General features: G+C 70.0%; 12 protein-coding genes. All 12 read right to left on the bottom strand.

The window, feature by feature from the left end; all coding sequences use genetic code 11:
* Positions 1-6: 6 nt before the first annotated feature.
* Genes ACWD04_RS23445 through ACWD04_RS23390 form a run of 12 tightly spaced genes read right to left on the bottom strand, consistent with a single transcriptional unit; the run spans position 7 to position 15223 of the window.
* Positions 7-537: a phage baseplate assembly protein V gene (locus tag ACWD04_RS23445; RefSeq protein WP_451134900.1), complete on the bottom strand. Its 531-nt coding sequence runs from the start codon at positions 535-537 to the stop codon at positions 7-9.
* A 40-nt stretch (positions 538-577) separates the two neighbouring features.
* Positions 578-1717 carry a hypothetical protein gene (locus tag ACWD04_RS23440; RefSeq protein WP_451134898.1) on the bottom strand — a complete coding sequence of 380 codons (1140 nt, stop codon included), beginning with the start codon at positions 1715-1717 and terminating at the stop codon, positions 578-580.
* Positions 1710-2078 (bottom strand): hypothetical protein, encoded by a 369-nt coding sequence (locus tag ACWD04_RS23435; RefSeq protein WP_451134896.1) that lies wholly within the window; start codon positions 2076-2078, stop codon positions 1710-1712. Before ACWD04_RS23435 ends, ACWD04_RS23440 begins: the two co-directional genes overlap by 8 nt.
* A gap of 5 nt (positions 2079-2083) precedes the next feature.
* Complete coding sequence (locus ACWD04_RS23430; protein WP_451134894.1) at positions 2084-2770, bottom strand: hypothetical protein; 687 nt, start codon at positions 2768-2770, stop codon at positions 2084-2086.
* On the bottom strand, positions 2767-3435 hold the full coding sequence (locus tag ACWD04_RS23425; RefSeq protein WP_451134892.1) for a hypothetical protein: 669 nt from the start codon (positions 3433-3435) through the stop codon (positions 2767-2769). Before ACWD04_RS23425 ends, ACWD04_RS23430 begins: the two co-directional genes overlap by 4 nt.
* Entirely contained in the window at positions 3432-9986 is a 6555-nt protein-coding gene (locus ACWD04_RS23420; protein ID WP_451134890.1) for an eCIS core domain-containing protein, read from the bottom strand. The genes ACWD04_RS23425 and ACWD04_RS23420 overlap by 4 nt, the downstream gene beginning before the upstream one ends.
* Positions 9983-10270 (bottom strand): hypothetical protein, encoded by a 288-nt coding sequence (locus tag ACWD04_RS23415; RefSeq protein ID WP_451134888.1) that lies wholly within the window; start codon positions 10268-10270, stop codon positions 9983-9985. The genes ACWD04_RS23420 and ACWD04_RS23415 overlap by 4 nt, the downstream gene beginning before the upstream one ends.
* A complete protein-coding gene (locus tag ACWD04_RS23410) occupies positions 10261-12303 on the bottom strand; it encodes an AAA family ATPase (RefSeq protein ID WP_451134886.1) in 2043 nt (680 codons plus the stop codon). The genes ACWD04_RS23415 and ACWD04_RS23410 overlap by 10 nt, the downstream gene beginning before the upstream one ends.
* A 30-nt stretch (positions 12304-12333) precedes the next feature.
* A complete protein-coding gene (locus ACWD04_RS23405; protein ID WP_451134884.1) occupies positions 12334-13197 on the bottom strand; it encodes a Pvc16 family protein in 864 nt (287 codons plus the stop codon).
* A gap of 4 nt (positions 13198-13201) precedes the next feature.
* On the bottom strand, positions 13202-13939 hold the full coding sequence (locus tag ACWD04_RS23400; RefSeq protein WP_451134882.1) for a hypothetical protein: 738 nt from the start codon (positions 13937-13939) through the stop codon (positions 13202-13204).
* A complete protein-coding gene (locus tag ACWD04_RS23395) occupies positions 13932-14690 on the bottom strand; it encodes a T4 family baseplate hub assembly chaperone (RefSeq protein ID WP_451134880.1) in 759 nt (252 codons plus the stop codon). The genes ACWD04_RS23400 and ACWD04_RS23395 overlap by 8 nt, the downstream gene beginning before the upstream one ends.
* A gap of 8 nt (positions 14691-14698) precedes the next feature.
* A complete protein-coding gene (locus ACWD04_RS23390) occupies positions 14699-15223 on the bottom strand; it encodes a phage tail protein (protein ID WP_451134878.1) in 525 nt (174 codons plus the stop codon).
* Positions 15224-15268 lie beyond the last annotated feature (45 nt).

Below are 15268 nucleotides of genomic sequence, written 5' to 3'. Positions count from 1 at the left end.
TGGCCACTACTGCTTCTTGGCCACGATCAGCCGGCCGTTGTTGATGTCGACCTCGCCGCCGGCCAGCACGATCGAGGCGCCCTGGCCGTCGGAGACCGTCACGCCCTTCTCGTCCACCTGGATGTACGCCCCCGTCGCGGCCTGGAGACGGATGCCGTTGCCGCCGTCCGGCACGTCGCCCATGACGAACCTGTGCTTGTCGGAGGTCTGGATCACCACGTTCTGGTGCCCGGGAGATCCGGTCACCGCGTCGGGCGGCAGCTCCGAGCGTTCGCCGTACCAGCACCCCGTCCAGATGGGGAAGCTGACCTCACCCTGCTCGAACTCCACCCACACCCCGGCGCCGGCCGTCGGCACCACGTACTGCCCCGACTGCGGCCCGGTGAACGGCAGACAGGGCATCGCCCAGGTGGACGTCTCGTCGCCCAGGACGTCCGGCACCTTGACCGTGACCCGCCCGATTTTCAGGGGGTCGTCGTTGCTCACCACCCGCCCTCGGAACTTGCCGAGAAACCGGTTGTTCGGACCTGCAGCCATGCGAAGTTCTCCCGCTCCTCGTTCTCTGTCCCGTCATCGGTCACGGTCGTACGGTGCCGCTCCGGGCGACCAGGCCCTCGCGCGAGAGCGTGAAGTTCTGCTGGTACGAGCCGGGTCTGATGTTGTGCGTCACGGACTTGACGAAGTAGTCGCCGTCGTACGTCACCCCGGCGCCACGGACCCCGACCAGCTCGCGCGGCCGCAGGATGTACCCGTGCCGGTTCACGTCCAGGGACCCGGAACCGGAGACGGCGTCGGCCGACAGCGCCGCGCGCGCCAGCAGTTCGGCCTGCGCCTGCTGAGACTCCCGCTTCGCCGTGCCGGACAGGGTGCGGCGCTTCAGCGCGGGAGTGGCGCGGCGGCCCAGCGGCGGGCGCAGCGGCCCGATGTCGGGCTGCGGCAGGAGCCGGCTGTCCCGGGTGGCCGGATCCTGCACCCGGGCCTGCGGCTCCTCCCGGGCGGTCCCGTCGTACGCGAACGTCAGCTGGTCCACGGTCGAGTTGACGTCCATGTTCACGTTGAGCGCGTGCTGGCGCTGCCCGATGCGGGCCTCCGGGCCCCAGACGGCGGTGGAGTGCCCGGGGCGGGGTCCGGGTTCGAGGTAGAACGTGTAGCCGTTGGCCCGGGCCAGGTCGTTCACGTAGCTCAGGTCGGTGCCCGACTGGTAGTCGACCCTGAGCTGTTCGCGCGGCGGCTGCTCGATCTGCTCCTGGAAGACGCGGGCCTCGATGCCGTAGTCGGCGTACTTGGCGAGGATGCGGGCGACGCGTCCGGAGGGCCGCAGGTTCGGGTACCGGTCGGTGCGCTCCTCCAGGTCCATGAGGAGCGTCAGGTCCTCCCCGGTCACCGTGAGGGTGGAGTGGCCCGGCTGGTTGCTCGCGCCGACCTCCTGGCGCACGATCAGCCCGTCGAGCAGCACCCATCCCGTGCCCTTCACGCTCACGGAGAGGATCACCCGGGTCTTCGGGTCGAAGAACCCTTCGGGCAGCAGCCGCCGGGACAGCGCCCCCTGCTTGGTGAGGTCGAACGCCATCTGGAATCCGCTGCGTTCGCCTGCGGTGGCGGTGATCTGGGCGGACAGCAGTGCCTCGGTGACCTCGGGCGGCACCGGCCGGGTCAGCCGGGGTCCCGTCTGCAGTGTGATGTGGATGGGCCCGCTCCCCACGGGCTGGTCAGACATACCGCGCCCCCTGGAAGCCGCCCGCGTGCGGGATCGCGATGGTGCGGCCCGCCTCCTCGGTCAGCTCGTGCGGGTCCAGCACCGGATTGGCGTCGGCGATCTGCCACCACTGCCCGGGGTCACCGAAGTACCGCTGCGCGAGCAGGTCCGGCCGGTCGCCGCTGCTGACGGTGCGCGGGGCGCTCTCGTGTGCTGCTTCACTCAGCGGCGTAAGTAACCGCCGCTTCGTGTACCGCACCTCGGTCCCGTCGGCCATCCGGTGCACGCCGATCTCGGCGTCGTGGTACCGGCTGGAGCGGGGGTAGGGGTGGGCGCCGGGCAGGGCGTCCAGCACGTTCTCGTACGGTTCGATCTCGGCCATGTCCTTCAGCCCCTCCCCATGACGGTGTTGCCCCCGGCCAGCCCCAGCGAACCGAGCCCGCCGCCGCGCGCGGCCCTGGCGAGCTGCTCCTTCTGCGCGAGATGCGCCATGTACAGATCGGCCCCGCGGTGCCCGGCGGGCAGGTCGCTGACGCTGAGCACCTTCATGCCGATGCTGAGGCTCGCCCGGATCGGATTGAGGTTCACGTCGAACGCCGACTCGTTGACGGACAGTTCGGTGAGCCGCACGGGCATGACGCGTTTGCTGCCCCAGGTGAAGAGGGTCAGCGGCATCTCGATCGGGCTGATCTCGATGGTCCCCTTCTTGGAGAGGCGGCTCGCTTCGCGCAGCTGGGCGGTGGTCGGGTGCACGAGCATTTCGAGGGTGGCCAGCTCGGGGTGGATCCCGTCGGGTGCGGCGACCTCGAACTGATCCGTGGCATCGATCTCGGCGGTGAACTTCCAGGTCTCCTCGGCGGGCCCCTTGAGCCGGAGGGCCTCGTTCCTGTCGCCGGAACCGCTGCCCCCTCCCCCGGAGTCGCCGCTCCCGCCGACGGACCGGGGGGCGAGGCTGCGTTCCAGGGTGTCGGGGTTGAACTGGAGGACGATGATGCGCTGCGGGGTGCCGCGTTCGGGGTCGACGACGACTATGCCGGAGCGGATGGGTTTGGGGATGTCGGCGTAGCGGGTCATTGTTCTGCCACTCCGGCTTCGTCGAAGCCTTCGAGGAGGAGGCCGGCCGTGTCCCGCAGATCCTCATCCGGATCGTGGTCCCGGACCTGGACGAGCTGCGGGCGATAGTTCGGATAAGGCACGTAGGAGACCGACCACACTGCGGATTCCCTCACTCGTGTGTCAGAGTGGCGCAGGGCATCGTTGATCCGAGTGAAGAAACGGTCGTCGAATTCCTCAGGAGCGCCGAGGCCGGCGCGGATCACAGCCTGTGTGAGTTCCGTCGGGCCGGAGGAGGAATCGACCTCGGCCACCAGTTCGTCGAGTCGCCAGGTGTGCAGACGGACCTCGATGATCTCTGCGGCCCCCCGCACTGCGGCAGCGTCCTCGCCCACCACGACGACGTAGCTGTTTCGAGCGATGTCATCTTCGAAGTAGTGCAGGGAGAGCTTGGGCCCGGCAGCCCAGACGACCTGGTAAGGAGTCCCCTCCTCGGGATCTGCCGCATATTCCTCCCTGCGCGGCCATCCCAACTCCACCGCGAGACGGTTCACCTCATCCTCGGAGAATCGCGGACGCAAAACCATTCGTCGTGTGCGAGACCATTCGGTCGTCATCGTGTGGATCGCCTTCTTTGTTCGAACACATAGCGGTGATAGGTGCGTTTCGCGCATGGTGCGGATCACAATCCGTACATCTGGTACATGCGGCTACGGATCTGTTGCTTGAGGTCCGCGAGTGTTTTGAGTTCGCCCCCTGTCGTCGTCTTGATATTCATCGATTTGATCCACACGCGAATTGCCATGATTTCACGGTCTGCCATGGCCTGCGCCCGGGAGTTCTTCTCCAGACCTCCTCGTTGTGCGGGCGGAGTTGCGACCCGGCGGGCCATGTACTCGTCCAGTTGCCGGGCGTCCTCCATGGCGCCGACAGGGGCCATGGGCATCAGATGCAGGGCGTCGCCCCCCGGCATTCTCCTCTTCGGATCGACCGTGAGGTTCCGGGGTTTCGTCAGATCCTTCTCACGGTCCAACTGGACGTGTCCACCTTGCCCTGCCATGTCGAGGACCATGCCGGACGTGATCAGGGTGCGTGGGTTACGGGCGGCTTCCTGGCCTGCGATGAGCACTCCCAGATGCGCAGCGTCCTGGCCCCGTCGGCCTGTCGGCCGGTCGCCTCGTGCCAGCTCGCGGGCTGCCTCCATCGCGTCCTGTCCCCTTCGCTCATCGGAGAAGATCTCTTCCTGGATCTTGTCGTACGGGAGTCCGGCTCCCCTGTTTTCGCGCACTTCACCGGTGCGCAAGATCTTCTTTCGTACGCCTTTCACCAGTCCGCGGTTGACCCTGTTCTGGTTCTCGATCTCCTGCTGGGCGCGCCGCATACTCTCGGCCTGTTGCGGTGACGCTGCACCCTTTGCCGCATCCTCGATCCGCTCGGCAATTTTCGCCTTCAGGGTTTTCGTCTCATTTGGTTGCGACAGGGCGACCGAGGGAAGCAGCTTTTCCATGTCCTGACCGGGCGCAGCAGCCCCACCGTCGAGGAAGGAGAGCATGTCGTGGGTGTTGACCCCGCGGAATTTACGCTTGGCCAAAAAATTGTAGACAGATGCCAGACCGACACCCTTGGGCACACCGTACCGGTCCTGATTTTTCTCCTGGCGCTGGACTGCCTTCGGCTGCGCCTCCAACGCAGCGGGATCGGCCGGCTCCTTGGATATCCGATTCTCACCTGCGACGACTTTATTGTTTCCCGATATGTCTGCAGCCAGGTCGTTCAGGAATTCCAGAAGTTCATCTTCATCGACCTCGAGCCCTTCGGCCACTTCGACCTGTGGGTTGAGACGGGCGTGGATTTCGAACCGGTTGGCGCCGGAAAGGTCCAGGGAGGACAACCTGTACCACATGCGCAGAGCCGAGAGTGCGCCGTCGAGCACCGCGCTGCGCACACCACGGTTGAGCATGGAGGCGATCTTGGGGCGGATACGAGCCGCGATCTTCTGCAACCGGGCCTCCTTGGACTCCTTCGAGTCCTCCTTCTTCTTCCGGTCGTCCTGGTTCTGCTTCTTCCGGTCCTGCTGGTTCTTCTTGTCGTCGCGCAGACGGTCGCGTTTCTTCGTGAACGCGTTCCGCAGCTTCGACGCACTGTTCTTCAGCGCCTTGCCCGGCTTGCTCTTCTTGAGCTTCTTGCCCAGCGTCTTCCCCGCGTTGCGGACCTTCTTCAGGGCCGACTTCACAGCTGACTTCGCCTTGCCCAGCGCCTCGCCCAGCGGTGACTTCGGCTTCTTCGGCCTGGTCGGCTTCGGGCCCTCGATCTCCTTCCTCTTCTTGGGAATCCGAGGAGAACTCCCGGGGGACTTGTCCTTCGCCGGCCCCTTCGGTGTCGCCGTGTCCTTCGGCTTCACCGGTGCCTTCGGGTTCGGCGACGGCTTGCCCTTCGGCTTCGGCGCCACCGCCGGCCTCGTCATCGCCGTCTTCGCGTTCCGCATCGCGTCCCGCGCCTTGTTGACCGCCGATCCCGCCGCCTTCTTCGCGCCCTTGCCCGTTTTCTCCAGGCCCTTCATGATCTTCTGGGCCATCGTCTGGAGCCTCTTGCCCACGCCCTTCGTCGCGCCCGCCAGGCGGATCATCAGGAAGTTGGCGATGAATTCCAGCAGTGCCACGATCCCCGCGGCCACCGCCTCCGCGAACAGGCACGCCGCCGGGCCGGCCTTCACGGCCCTCAGATAGGCCCAGAACTTACTGAATGCGGAGAGGATCGAGCTGATGCTCTGCCAGGCAGCCATCAGGCCCTGAACGATCGTGAGGATCGCGCCCGCCGCGGGCACGATCATCGAGACGACCTTCTCGATCACGAGCGAGGCGATCATCATCGGCAGTGAGGCGATGATCGCGTCCCATGCCATCTTCCCGATCTGCTTGATCGAGACGCAGCCCTTCACCAGGACGTCGATCACGGCCTTGCCGAGCCCGAGGATGCCCTCGACCTTCGTGTCGAACCACCGTTTGACGCCCGTCTTGATCGCGCCCCACAGATGGTCCTGGATACCGGACTTCGCCGAGCTGCCAGCCTTGCCGATCCAGCCGCCCGGATCCGGTGCGATGTCCGCGACCAGCGCCGCGAACTTGCCCAGCGCCTCGATCGCCGCCTGCGCGAACTTGATCGCGCCCAGGATCACCGCCTGATAGGCCTTGATGACGGCCTTGATGCCCGCCTCGAGGACGTCGAGCAGTGCGTTCAGGCCCGCGGCGAGCGCGTCCAGCAGCGTGTTCACGGCCTTCTTCAGGCCGTCCGCCAGCGTGTTGACCGCCGCGATCGCCTTGTCCCGCAGGCCCTCGATCGCCTTGCGGAACCTGTCCCGCAACTCGGGGAACGCCGCCAGCAGCACGTCACCGATCGCGATCAGCGCGTCCGCGAGCACATTGATCGCCGCGATCGCGAGGTCGCGCACGAAGTCGATGGCCTTGTTCGCCCAGTCCTTGAACGTGTCGATGATGCTGTTCACGGCCTTGCGCGCGGCGTCGAACACCGCCGTCACGGCCTCCAGAAGCGCGGTGAAGAAGCCCTTCACCTTGTCCGCGATCCAGCCGAAGAAGCCTCCGGAGGGCTTTTCCTCCTCCTTCTTCTTCTCCGCCTCCTTCTCGGCGTTCTCGCGCTCCGTGTCGATCTGCTGGTTGTCCTTGTCCTTCCTGTCGCCGACCTCCTTGTCCTTGTCGTCGCGGGCCTTGACGATCTCCTTGTTCTTGGCGGTGTGCTCCTTCTCGGAGTCCCTGTCCGCCTCTTCGACCTTCTCGTCCTGCTCGGTGCGCCAGGTCTCGCGTTCGCGCTGCGCGTCCTCGGCGGCCCTGCCGCGTTCCGCGGTCTGCTTCTCCGCGTTCTGCGTGACCTCACGGTCGATCTCGGTCTGCTTCTCCTGCTTGGACTGCTGCTCGCTCTGCTTGTGCTTCTTCTCCTCGGCGGCCAGATCGCCCTGTGCCTGTCCTGCCGACCCCTGAATCTCGCCGCCGCGCTCCTGCTTGGCGACCGCGCCCACACCCGGTTCGGCCCGAGATCCCTTGGCCGCGCCGGCGCTGCGCTTGGCAGCCCCGCGGCCGGTCGCCCTGCCGACGAGCTGCTCCTGCGGCGCGTTCGGGAAGATCTGGTCCTCGCCCATCGGCTTGGCGGCGTCGTCGCGCCCCGTGCTCTGGATGTCGGACTGCTTGTTCTTGAGAGCCTTGGCCTGGTCGTCCGTCCGCTTGGGGTCGCTCGCCCCCTCCAACCGGATCTTCGGCGCGGGACCGACCGTCTTGTTGCGCAGTTCGGGGTCCACGGTCGGGACCGCGTCGGCCGCGGCCTCCACGTTCTTCGCCTCGTCGGCGCTCAGTTCCGCCGCCACGGGCATGGGCGGTGGTGGAGCACTGTCCGTGGGCTTCGCGCCGTCGGCCTTCTCACTGCCCTTGGCCCGCTGCTTGTCCCCCTGGCCCTCGGGCCCGAGCTTCTCCACCTTGCCGGTCACCTGGGCAGCGGGTTCCGCAGCCTCCGGCGGCCCCGACTGCGTACGCGGCGCCCCCGAAGGGCGTTCCCGCTTCGGCGGTTCGGCGTTCAGCCGCTTCTGCTCCTCGCCGACCTTCCTGTCCGCGGCGGCGTCCACACCCGGCATCGCGGCGGCCGCCTGGTCCGGCGCCAGCTTGCTCACCGTACCGATCGCGGCCTTGGGGTCCTGGCCGGAGACGTCCGGCGGCTCCTCCTCCTTCTTCTCCGCGGGGGCGGCGCCTCCGCCCCCGCCGCAGCTGCCGCCTGCCTCGTCCTTATCGGCCGCAGGCTCCGGCGGGGCGCAGCCGCCGCCGTCCTTCTCCAGCGACGCCTCAGCCGTGGGGCCCGCGCCGGGGCCACCAGTCAGCTCGGCCGCCGGGCTCACGGCGGCCTGGGCCGCGGACGGCGCGGCACCGGGCCCGGCTGCGACGGTCGGCCCCATGGGCTCGGAAGCGCCCACCGCGCTGCGTGGTGACACGCCGGGACCGGACTCCCTGGGCACACGGCTCTTCGGACCGGCGGCCTCCCGCTCCGGCTTGGGCGGCTCGGCGTCACGTCGTGCGGCGGGTGAGGGGTTACGGTCCTCGACGGCCGTCTCCTGGGGCTGGGCACCCGCGGGCCGCGCTACGGCCGGGCCGGAGGAGGCTACGGGAGCGGCGTCGGCCGCCGCAGGTGCTGATCTCTCGCCCGTGGCCCGCTGGGCCTCCTGCTGTCCTCGTTCGCTCAGCTGACGCTGTTCGTCCTGGGCGTCCTTCGCGTCGTCGGCGTGACGCTCCTGCGCGCCTGCGGACGGGGCCTCCTGCTCCCGCTCCTGCTCATCGGCCGGATCGGGCTTCTCGGCCTCCGGTTGCGGCGGCTCCTTGTCGGTGGTCTCCGGGTCGGAACCGACCTCCTGGTCGGTTGCCTTCTCCGGCTGCAGATCCTTCGCCGAACGGTCCTGCGCCTCGACCGCGGGCCCGCCCTCCGGCCGGGGAGCCTCACCCTCCGCCGGCCCGACGTCCGAACCTGGCGCCTTCGGGTCGGGGGTGACGGAGTCCTCGTCCTCCTCCTGCTGCTCCTTCTCGCGCTCCCGCTGGACCCGTTCGGCCTTGGTCGGCGGCGGCACCGGAAACGCGGGCAGGCTCGGTTCGGCCGCTCCCGGAGACATCTCGTCCGCCGTCGGTACGGCAGAGAGGTCCAGGTCGGTCTCGGGCAGATGGTCCTCCGGCCTCAGCGCCTCCTCGGTCCGGGCGGCACCCGCCCTGCTGCCCTCGCGGTCCTCATCGCCACCGATCTCATCGTCCGCGCCCGCCTCCAGACCGAGCGGCTTCTCCTCCTCGCGCGGCTCCCCCTCGTCCTCGTCCTTCTCGTGGAGGCCGTGCTCGGACAGTGCGCTGTCCGGCCGGTCGCCGCGTTCGTCGACCTTCTCGGGACGTACGGGGCCGGGCTGGGCCTTCGCCTTCGGATCGAGATTCTCCTGCTTCGAACCGACCGCCGGCTTCTTCGCGTCATCCTTGCGTCTGCGTTTGTCGGCGCCGGGAGAGTTCGCCTGCTCCGGGTCCTGCTCCTCGCGGTCCCGTTGGGCCTTGCGCTCCTCCTTCGCCTCCTCGGCGCCCACCTGCTGCCCCTGCGCCCGCTCGTCCGCGGCCTCGTCGGTGCGCTGCCGGTCCTCGGACTGCTTCTCCTCCTCCTGCTGCTGTTCCTGTGCCGCCTGCTCGCGCGACTGCGCGCGCTCGTCCTCGCGCTCCTCGCGCTGTGCCGCTTCCTGGTCCTCGGCCGCCGCGTCGGAACGCGCTCTGCTGCGGTCGCTGCCCTGCTGCTGGTCGCGGTCCGTGGCGTCCCGCTGCTCCTCACGGGCGTCGTCGTCGCGCCGGCTGGTGGAGGCCGCCTCCCCCTCCTGCTTGCGCTTCCACTGGGTACGCTCCACGCCCAGGGCCTCGAAGAGGTCGATCTCCGGGGCAGGCACATCGGCCGATGTGAAGCCTGCGGGCCCGGTCTCCGCTTCCTCTGCGAGATCGAGCAGTCGGTCGTACTCGGACGTGAGCAGCCGGTTCTCCAGCAGGTCCAGTACAGAATCCTGCAACTGCGGTGCCAGGCGGGCCAGTTCCCAACGCACTCGCCCGGACAGGTCGGCGGGATCACCGCGCAGCGAGCGCAGCAGGCCGTTCGCGAGCCGGTCCACCAGCGTCGCCGGATCGATCTGCTCCAGCCGGTTCCGGTCGGCGTCCACGGTCGCGTACCGCAGCCAGCCGGGCGTGGCCTGCCCTTCCTCGACCCGGGCCCCGGGCTCCCCGTCCCGTACGGCTTCCTTCGCCGCCGACTCCGCCTCGCGCTCCATCGCCTGCTGAGGCAGGCTCACCTCGCCCAGGTCCCGCCCCGCTCGCAGGGCACCCAGGCCGTGGGGGTTCTGCACCGTGTGCAGCAACTCGTGTGCGAGCAGCCGCTGTCCGTCGACCGTGCCGGGGCTGTAGGTGCCCTCGCGGAAGAAGATGTCCTGGCCGACCGCGACCGCGTCCGCCCCGAGCATCTCGGTGAGCGCGCCCGCGTCCGGGTCGGTGTGCAGCCGCACCCGGCTGAAGTCGTGCCCGAGCTGTTCCTCCAGCTCCCGCCGTACGCTCAGGTCGAGCGGCTGGCCCGCGCCGCTGACGATGTTCTTCGGCTCCGGCGCCCGGGATGCGGCGCGGTCCTTGCGCTTGCGGCGCTGGGCCGACTGGTCCGACCTCGTCTCCTGCGAGTGGGTCGTGCTCATCGCGTCACCTCGCCCCCGCCCGAGAGGCCCGTGTGCACCGCGCGCGCCAGCTCCTGGCCGAGGCGCCGCGCGGAGAGGGTCGCGGGCAGCGGGGGCAGCCCGCCCAGTGCGTCCAGCGCCTGTCCGCCGTCTGCGGCGAGCGGCACGCCCCGTTCCCGTACGAGCCGCCCCAGTTCCGCCTGGAACGCCTCCGACACGTGTTCCGGGTCCACGCGGCCGAACCCGTCGAGCACCAGCTCGCCGATGTCCACCCGTACCGTGCGCTGCTGCTCGTTCAGCCCCATCCGTTCACCTCGGACGGCGTCAGGGAACGGTCGAGCTTCAGGTACTCGGTGCGGGCGGCCTCCAGCATGTGGCGCATCTGGAGCCGGTCGCCCTCCTCCGCCGCGAGGAACGCGCCCGACAGCGCGATGTTGCGGATGGAACCACCCGCCACGGTCAGCCGCGCCAGGAGCGCCGGGTCGACGCCCTTCATCGGCGCACGCGCGGGCAGGACCCGGCGCCAGATCTCGGCGCGCTCACTCTCACCCGGGAACGGGAAGTCGACGACGAAACGGATACGGCGCATGAATGCCGTGTCCAGCGCCTGCTTCATGTTCGTCGTGAGGATCGCCAGGCCCCGGTAGGCCTCCATCCGCATCAGCAGGTAGCTGACTTCGAGGTTGGCGTACCGGTCGTGGGAGTCCTTGACCTCGCTGCGCTTGCCGAACAGCGCGTCGGCCTCGTCGAACAGCAGCAGCGCACCGCCCTGCTCGGCGGCGTCGAAGACCTTGCGCAGGTTCTTCTCGGTCTCACCGATGTACTTGCTGACCACCTGGGAGAGATCGATGATGAACAGGTCCAGGCCCAGTTCCTTCGCCATCACCTCGGCGGCGAGGGTCTTGCCGGTGCCGGATCCGCCGGCGAAGAGCGCGGTGACCCCCAGCCCCCGGCGCAGGGTCCCGGCGAAGCCCCACTCCTGGTACACGGTAGGCCGCTGCCGCACATGCGCGGTGATCTCGCGCAACACCCGTACCTGCCGCTCCGCCAGCACCAGATCGTCCCAGGCGGCATGCGGCTCGATCCGGCGCCCCAGCTCGTCCATGCCCATCCGGGCCTCGGTGAGACCCGCCTGCCAGGCAAGTCCGGCCGCGTCCCGCTCGTCCTCGCCGGGCAGGTCCCTGGCCACGGCCGCTCCCGCCGCGCGGACCAGATGGGGCGGCAGTGAGAACTGGGCCACGAGGTCGCGGAGGTCGCCCTCCGACACGTCCGGCACATCGGCGAACGCCTCGGTCCACACCCCGAGCTGCTCGTCCGCGTCCAGCTGCGGAACGATGACACGCTCACCGCGGGGGCGTGCCGTCCGCCGTGGATCGGCGCTCGACACGACCAGCGGCACGGCGGCGCTCTCGACGAACGCATCCGTGGCAGCGCCCTGTTCGCGGTCCAGGTCACCGACCTCCACCAGCAGCGCCGCGGGCAGCAGAACCGCCTCGCGTTGCCACAGCCGGGCCAGCAGGTCCCGTTGGGCCGGGGCGGATGGAAGATCGGCGGCCGACAGCTCGTAGAGGCCGAGCCCCGAGCGGCGCGCCGCGACCGCGGCGATGTCCGCGCGGGTACGGAGATCGCCTCCGACCAGCTCGACCCGGAGCGGCGCACCCCGCCCCGTCCCCGCCCAGCCCGCGGCGACCTGCCTCGCCGCCAGGTCGTGGGAGGCGGGCAGCGAGTCCGGGGCGGTGGTCCGGCGGAGCAGGCCGTGCAGTCGTGCGTCCAGGTAGGGCGAGCCGGCCAGGAAGTGCAGGATCCGTTCGTCGAGCCGGAGCCGGGACGTGGTCAGCCGGGTCTCGTCGTCGAGCTCGACGATGCGCCAACGCCGCAACGGGGCTACGGGAGTCAGCGCGCTCCAGTGCGCATCGGCGAGCGCGGCGAGGGAGAGCGAGAAGGTGGGGTACGTACGCTCCGGATCCCCGCCGGCTGCGGCGCAGCGGGCGGCCGTGGTGGGGTCCAGCTCAGCCGCCGCGGCCAGCAGGACGATCTCGCGCTCGAACGGACTGAGGCCGAAGCAGGCGACCAGGGCGTCGAGGGCGGCGGGGCCTGGGGGCGCGGCCAGGGCGCCGCCGGTGGCGTCGGCCGTGCTGAAGGCCGGGGCGACGGCGTCCGTGTCCAGGTCACCGCTCTGTTCGGGCCGCTCGGCCCCGGCCGGCCCCGAGCCCTGTGTCGCGCGCCCGGCGTGGGAGTCGACGCGGGCGAGCACGGCGTGGACCGCTGCCAGCAGTGCCCGTCCCTGCCCTGCCCTGCCACGGTCCTCGCCGCCACCGGCGCCTTCGTACGTACCCATGCCCTCACCCCCGGTGTTCCGCACCCCGGCTCAGCCCTCGTCGTCCGGCGTCGGTACGTCGCTCCCGGCCTTCCGGCGGGGACGCGGTGAAGCCGCTCGCTTGGCGGCGGTCCTGGTCGATGTGACGGGTGCCTTGGCCGCAGCAGCGGTCTTCCTCGGGGAAACCTTCTTGACGGAAACCTTCTTGGCCGGAACCTTCTTGACGGGAAGCTTCTCGGCGGGAGCCGTGCCATCCGGAACGGCCGGAACAGCGGGCGCGGCAGGCACGACGGGCGCCGCAGGAGCCGCCCCGAACGGCACCACCCGTACCGTGCGCTGCTGCACCGGCTTCGCCGGGACCGGCTTCTCGCGGCCCTCGATCACCACCAACGACGCCTGGTAGGCGACCGACAGGGTGTACGGAGTCTGGTGCAGCATCCCCCAGAGCTTGGACGTCTCGTCGACGTCCATGACCGTCGGCGTGAAGCGGACCTTCTGCGGCGAGTCCGCCAGATCGCCGCCCGCCAGATACGGCCGCTCGGCGGCCAGTTCGATCAGTTCCCTCGGCAGTACCGGAATCTCGTGCAGCGTCCGGATCACGCAGCCCAGCAGCCGCTGCCCGACCAGCTCCGTCTCCTCCCCGTACGCGCTGATCACGTAATGCAGGTCCAGCGGTGCGGCCGCCCGGTTACGCAGGGAGCCGTCGGCGGCGCGCGTCGGCAGGTCGTTGTTGCGCATCGCGGCGTTCGGGGTCACCTGGTAGAGGAACACCGTGATGGTCGGCTCGCCGGGCGGCTCCGACGGCGGCTTACGGGTCTCCACCTTGACCGCGATGTCCATCTCGGGTCCGAGGTTGCTCTCGATCAGCAGGGCGAGCGCCTGGGTGACCGTGGCGACGGCGAGTGCGTTGCTCATGTCGTCAGTCCCTCTTCCCGCCACGTGACAGGTAGTCGTCCAGCGTCAGTACGGGTGCGGGCCGGCCGGTCCGCTGTGCGGGGCGCCCGGCCGGTGCGGCGCTCGCGCCGGGCGGCGGCGCCGCGCTGACCTCCAGTCGACCGATCTGCACGTGCACGACGCGTTCGGCCGGGCGCGGTGCGCGCCGCCCCACCGAGCCGGGCGCCGCGCCCCGCGCTGCGGCGGAACCGGAGCCGCGCGGCAGGGCGAGCGCTGCCGCGCGCGCCGGTGGGGTCGGCGCGTATGCCGGCGCCGTCGGCATGACGGGCGCCGCCGGCTCGTCCGGAGCGGACGGCCGCCCCCGGCGTGCCGCACGCGCGCCTTCCGCCCCAGCGGGCCGGGCCTTCGGTGCCGGAGCCGCCGAGGGCCGCAGCAGGGGGGCCGGGGCTGCTGCCTCGGGCCGGGCGGGTTGCCCCGTCCCGGCGGGCTGCGGGACGCGCTCCGTGCGCACCATGGTGTGCCGCTCCGTACGCACCTCCCGGTCCGGCCGCGGCGGCCGGGGCAGATCCCGGTCGGCGCTCGGAGCGGAGGGAAGCAGCGCGGCCGGTTCGTCCGGCTCGGGCGGGCCGTACCGCAGTGCCTCGGCCCGCTCGAACGGGCCGGACAGCCGCGGCCGTACCCGCACCCGCACCCGTGCGCCGCTGTCGTCGGCTACGGCCACCGGCGTGTACCGGGCGAGCAGCCTGTCGAAGTAGTCAGCCATCGGTGCACAGCTCCAGGTAGTAACGACGCCGAATGGGGCTGAGCGCCAGAATGTCGGGTTCGCTCCACCCGTAGGCGGTGGCGAGCAGATGGACATCGAGGAGCAAGTCCCTCGCCCAGCTGTCCAGTTCGGTCCACAGGTAGGAGGTGATGTCCAGCTCGGCCCGGGTGGCCCCACCGCATTCGGGGCACGCCACGTTCAGCGTCACCTCGGCCGTCGGGTCGGCCTCGGCGGCCTTCTCGGCGATGAGCCGCTCCACCCGTTCGGGCAGCAGGTCGGCCAGCCGCTCCGCGGTGACGGGCTCGCCGCCCCGCAGGGCCCGGACCGTGCAGCCCGTCACCAGTCGCCGGCGTGCACCGGCGGGCGAAACGTCCGCACCGGCCGTCGCGAGGTCGGCGACGGTGGGCAGCCGGAACTCGACCACCCAGTCGTCCTCCGCCACGCGCAGCAGCCGGTCCCCCGCCGCCGGGCGGGCACCCAGTGCGCCGGCGTCGAGGTCGAACTCCACGGCCTCGCCGCAGGCACCGCACTCGGTCCGCACCTGCATCCGCTCGCCGAAGAGCGACCGGCGCAGCGCGAACAGATCGGCTTCCCGCTCGCCGACCGGCACCGACAGCAACGCGTCGGTACCGGCCCCCGGGCGGGCCGCCCCGTGCAGCAGCAGCGATCTCTCCGCCGCGTCCAGAGACAGCCCGGTCTCCCAGGCGGCCAGCAGTTCGGCGGGCCCCACCGGGGCCGTTCCAGGGATCACGGCGACGATCAGGCCGGGTGGGTGAACGACGGCTCGACCGGTTCCGGGATCTCGTAGTCGCGCTCCCAGCCCTCGCACTCCAGCTTCACGCTCTGGATGGCGACGGCGTTGGCGTTCGCGTCGAGCTCGCCGATGACCTGGTACTCACTGACCCAGGCCCGGTAGAGCTTGTGCGAAACGGCCACCTGCCCGGCTTCGTTGAGCACCTGGATGATGATGTCCTTGCGGAAGTCCCGGAGCGAGACCTCCGACCCGAGCCCGGCACCCACCTGCCAGACCTTGTTGGCCCAGCGGTCGAACTCGGCATCGTGGGTGACGCCGCGTTCGAGCGTGACGCCCTCGAACTCGGAGCGGCCCGGCGACTTGCGCGGTGAGCTCGGATCACCGCCGTGACGGTGTTTGACCACCTCGGTGGTGCGCTTCAGGGGACTGATTTTACTGATGCCCGCGACCGTTCTACCGTCCCAGAGAACCAGGAACTTGAAATTCTTGTAGGGGTCGAAGCGATGGGCGTTTATCTGGAACTCAGCCATCGGTTTCCTTCGTGATCCTTTTCCGTGACTACGAGACGTCGGCTA

The sequence above is a fragment of the Streptomyces sp. NPDC002911 genome (assembly GCF_053591835.1).
This window is presented reverse-complemented; position numbering and strand designations above follow the sequence as displayed.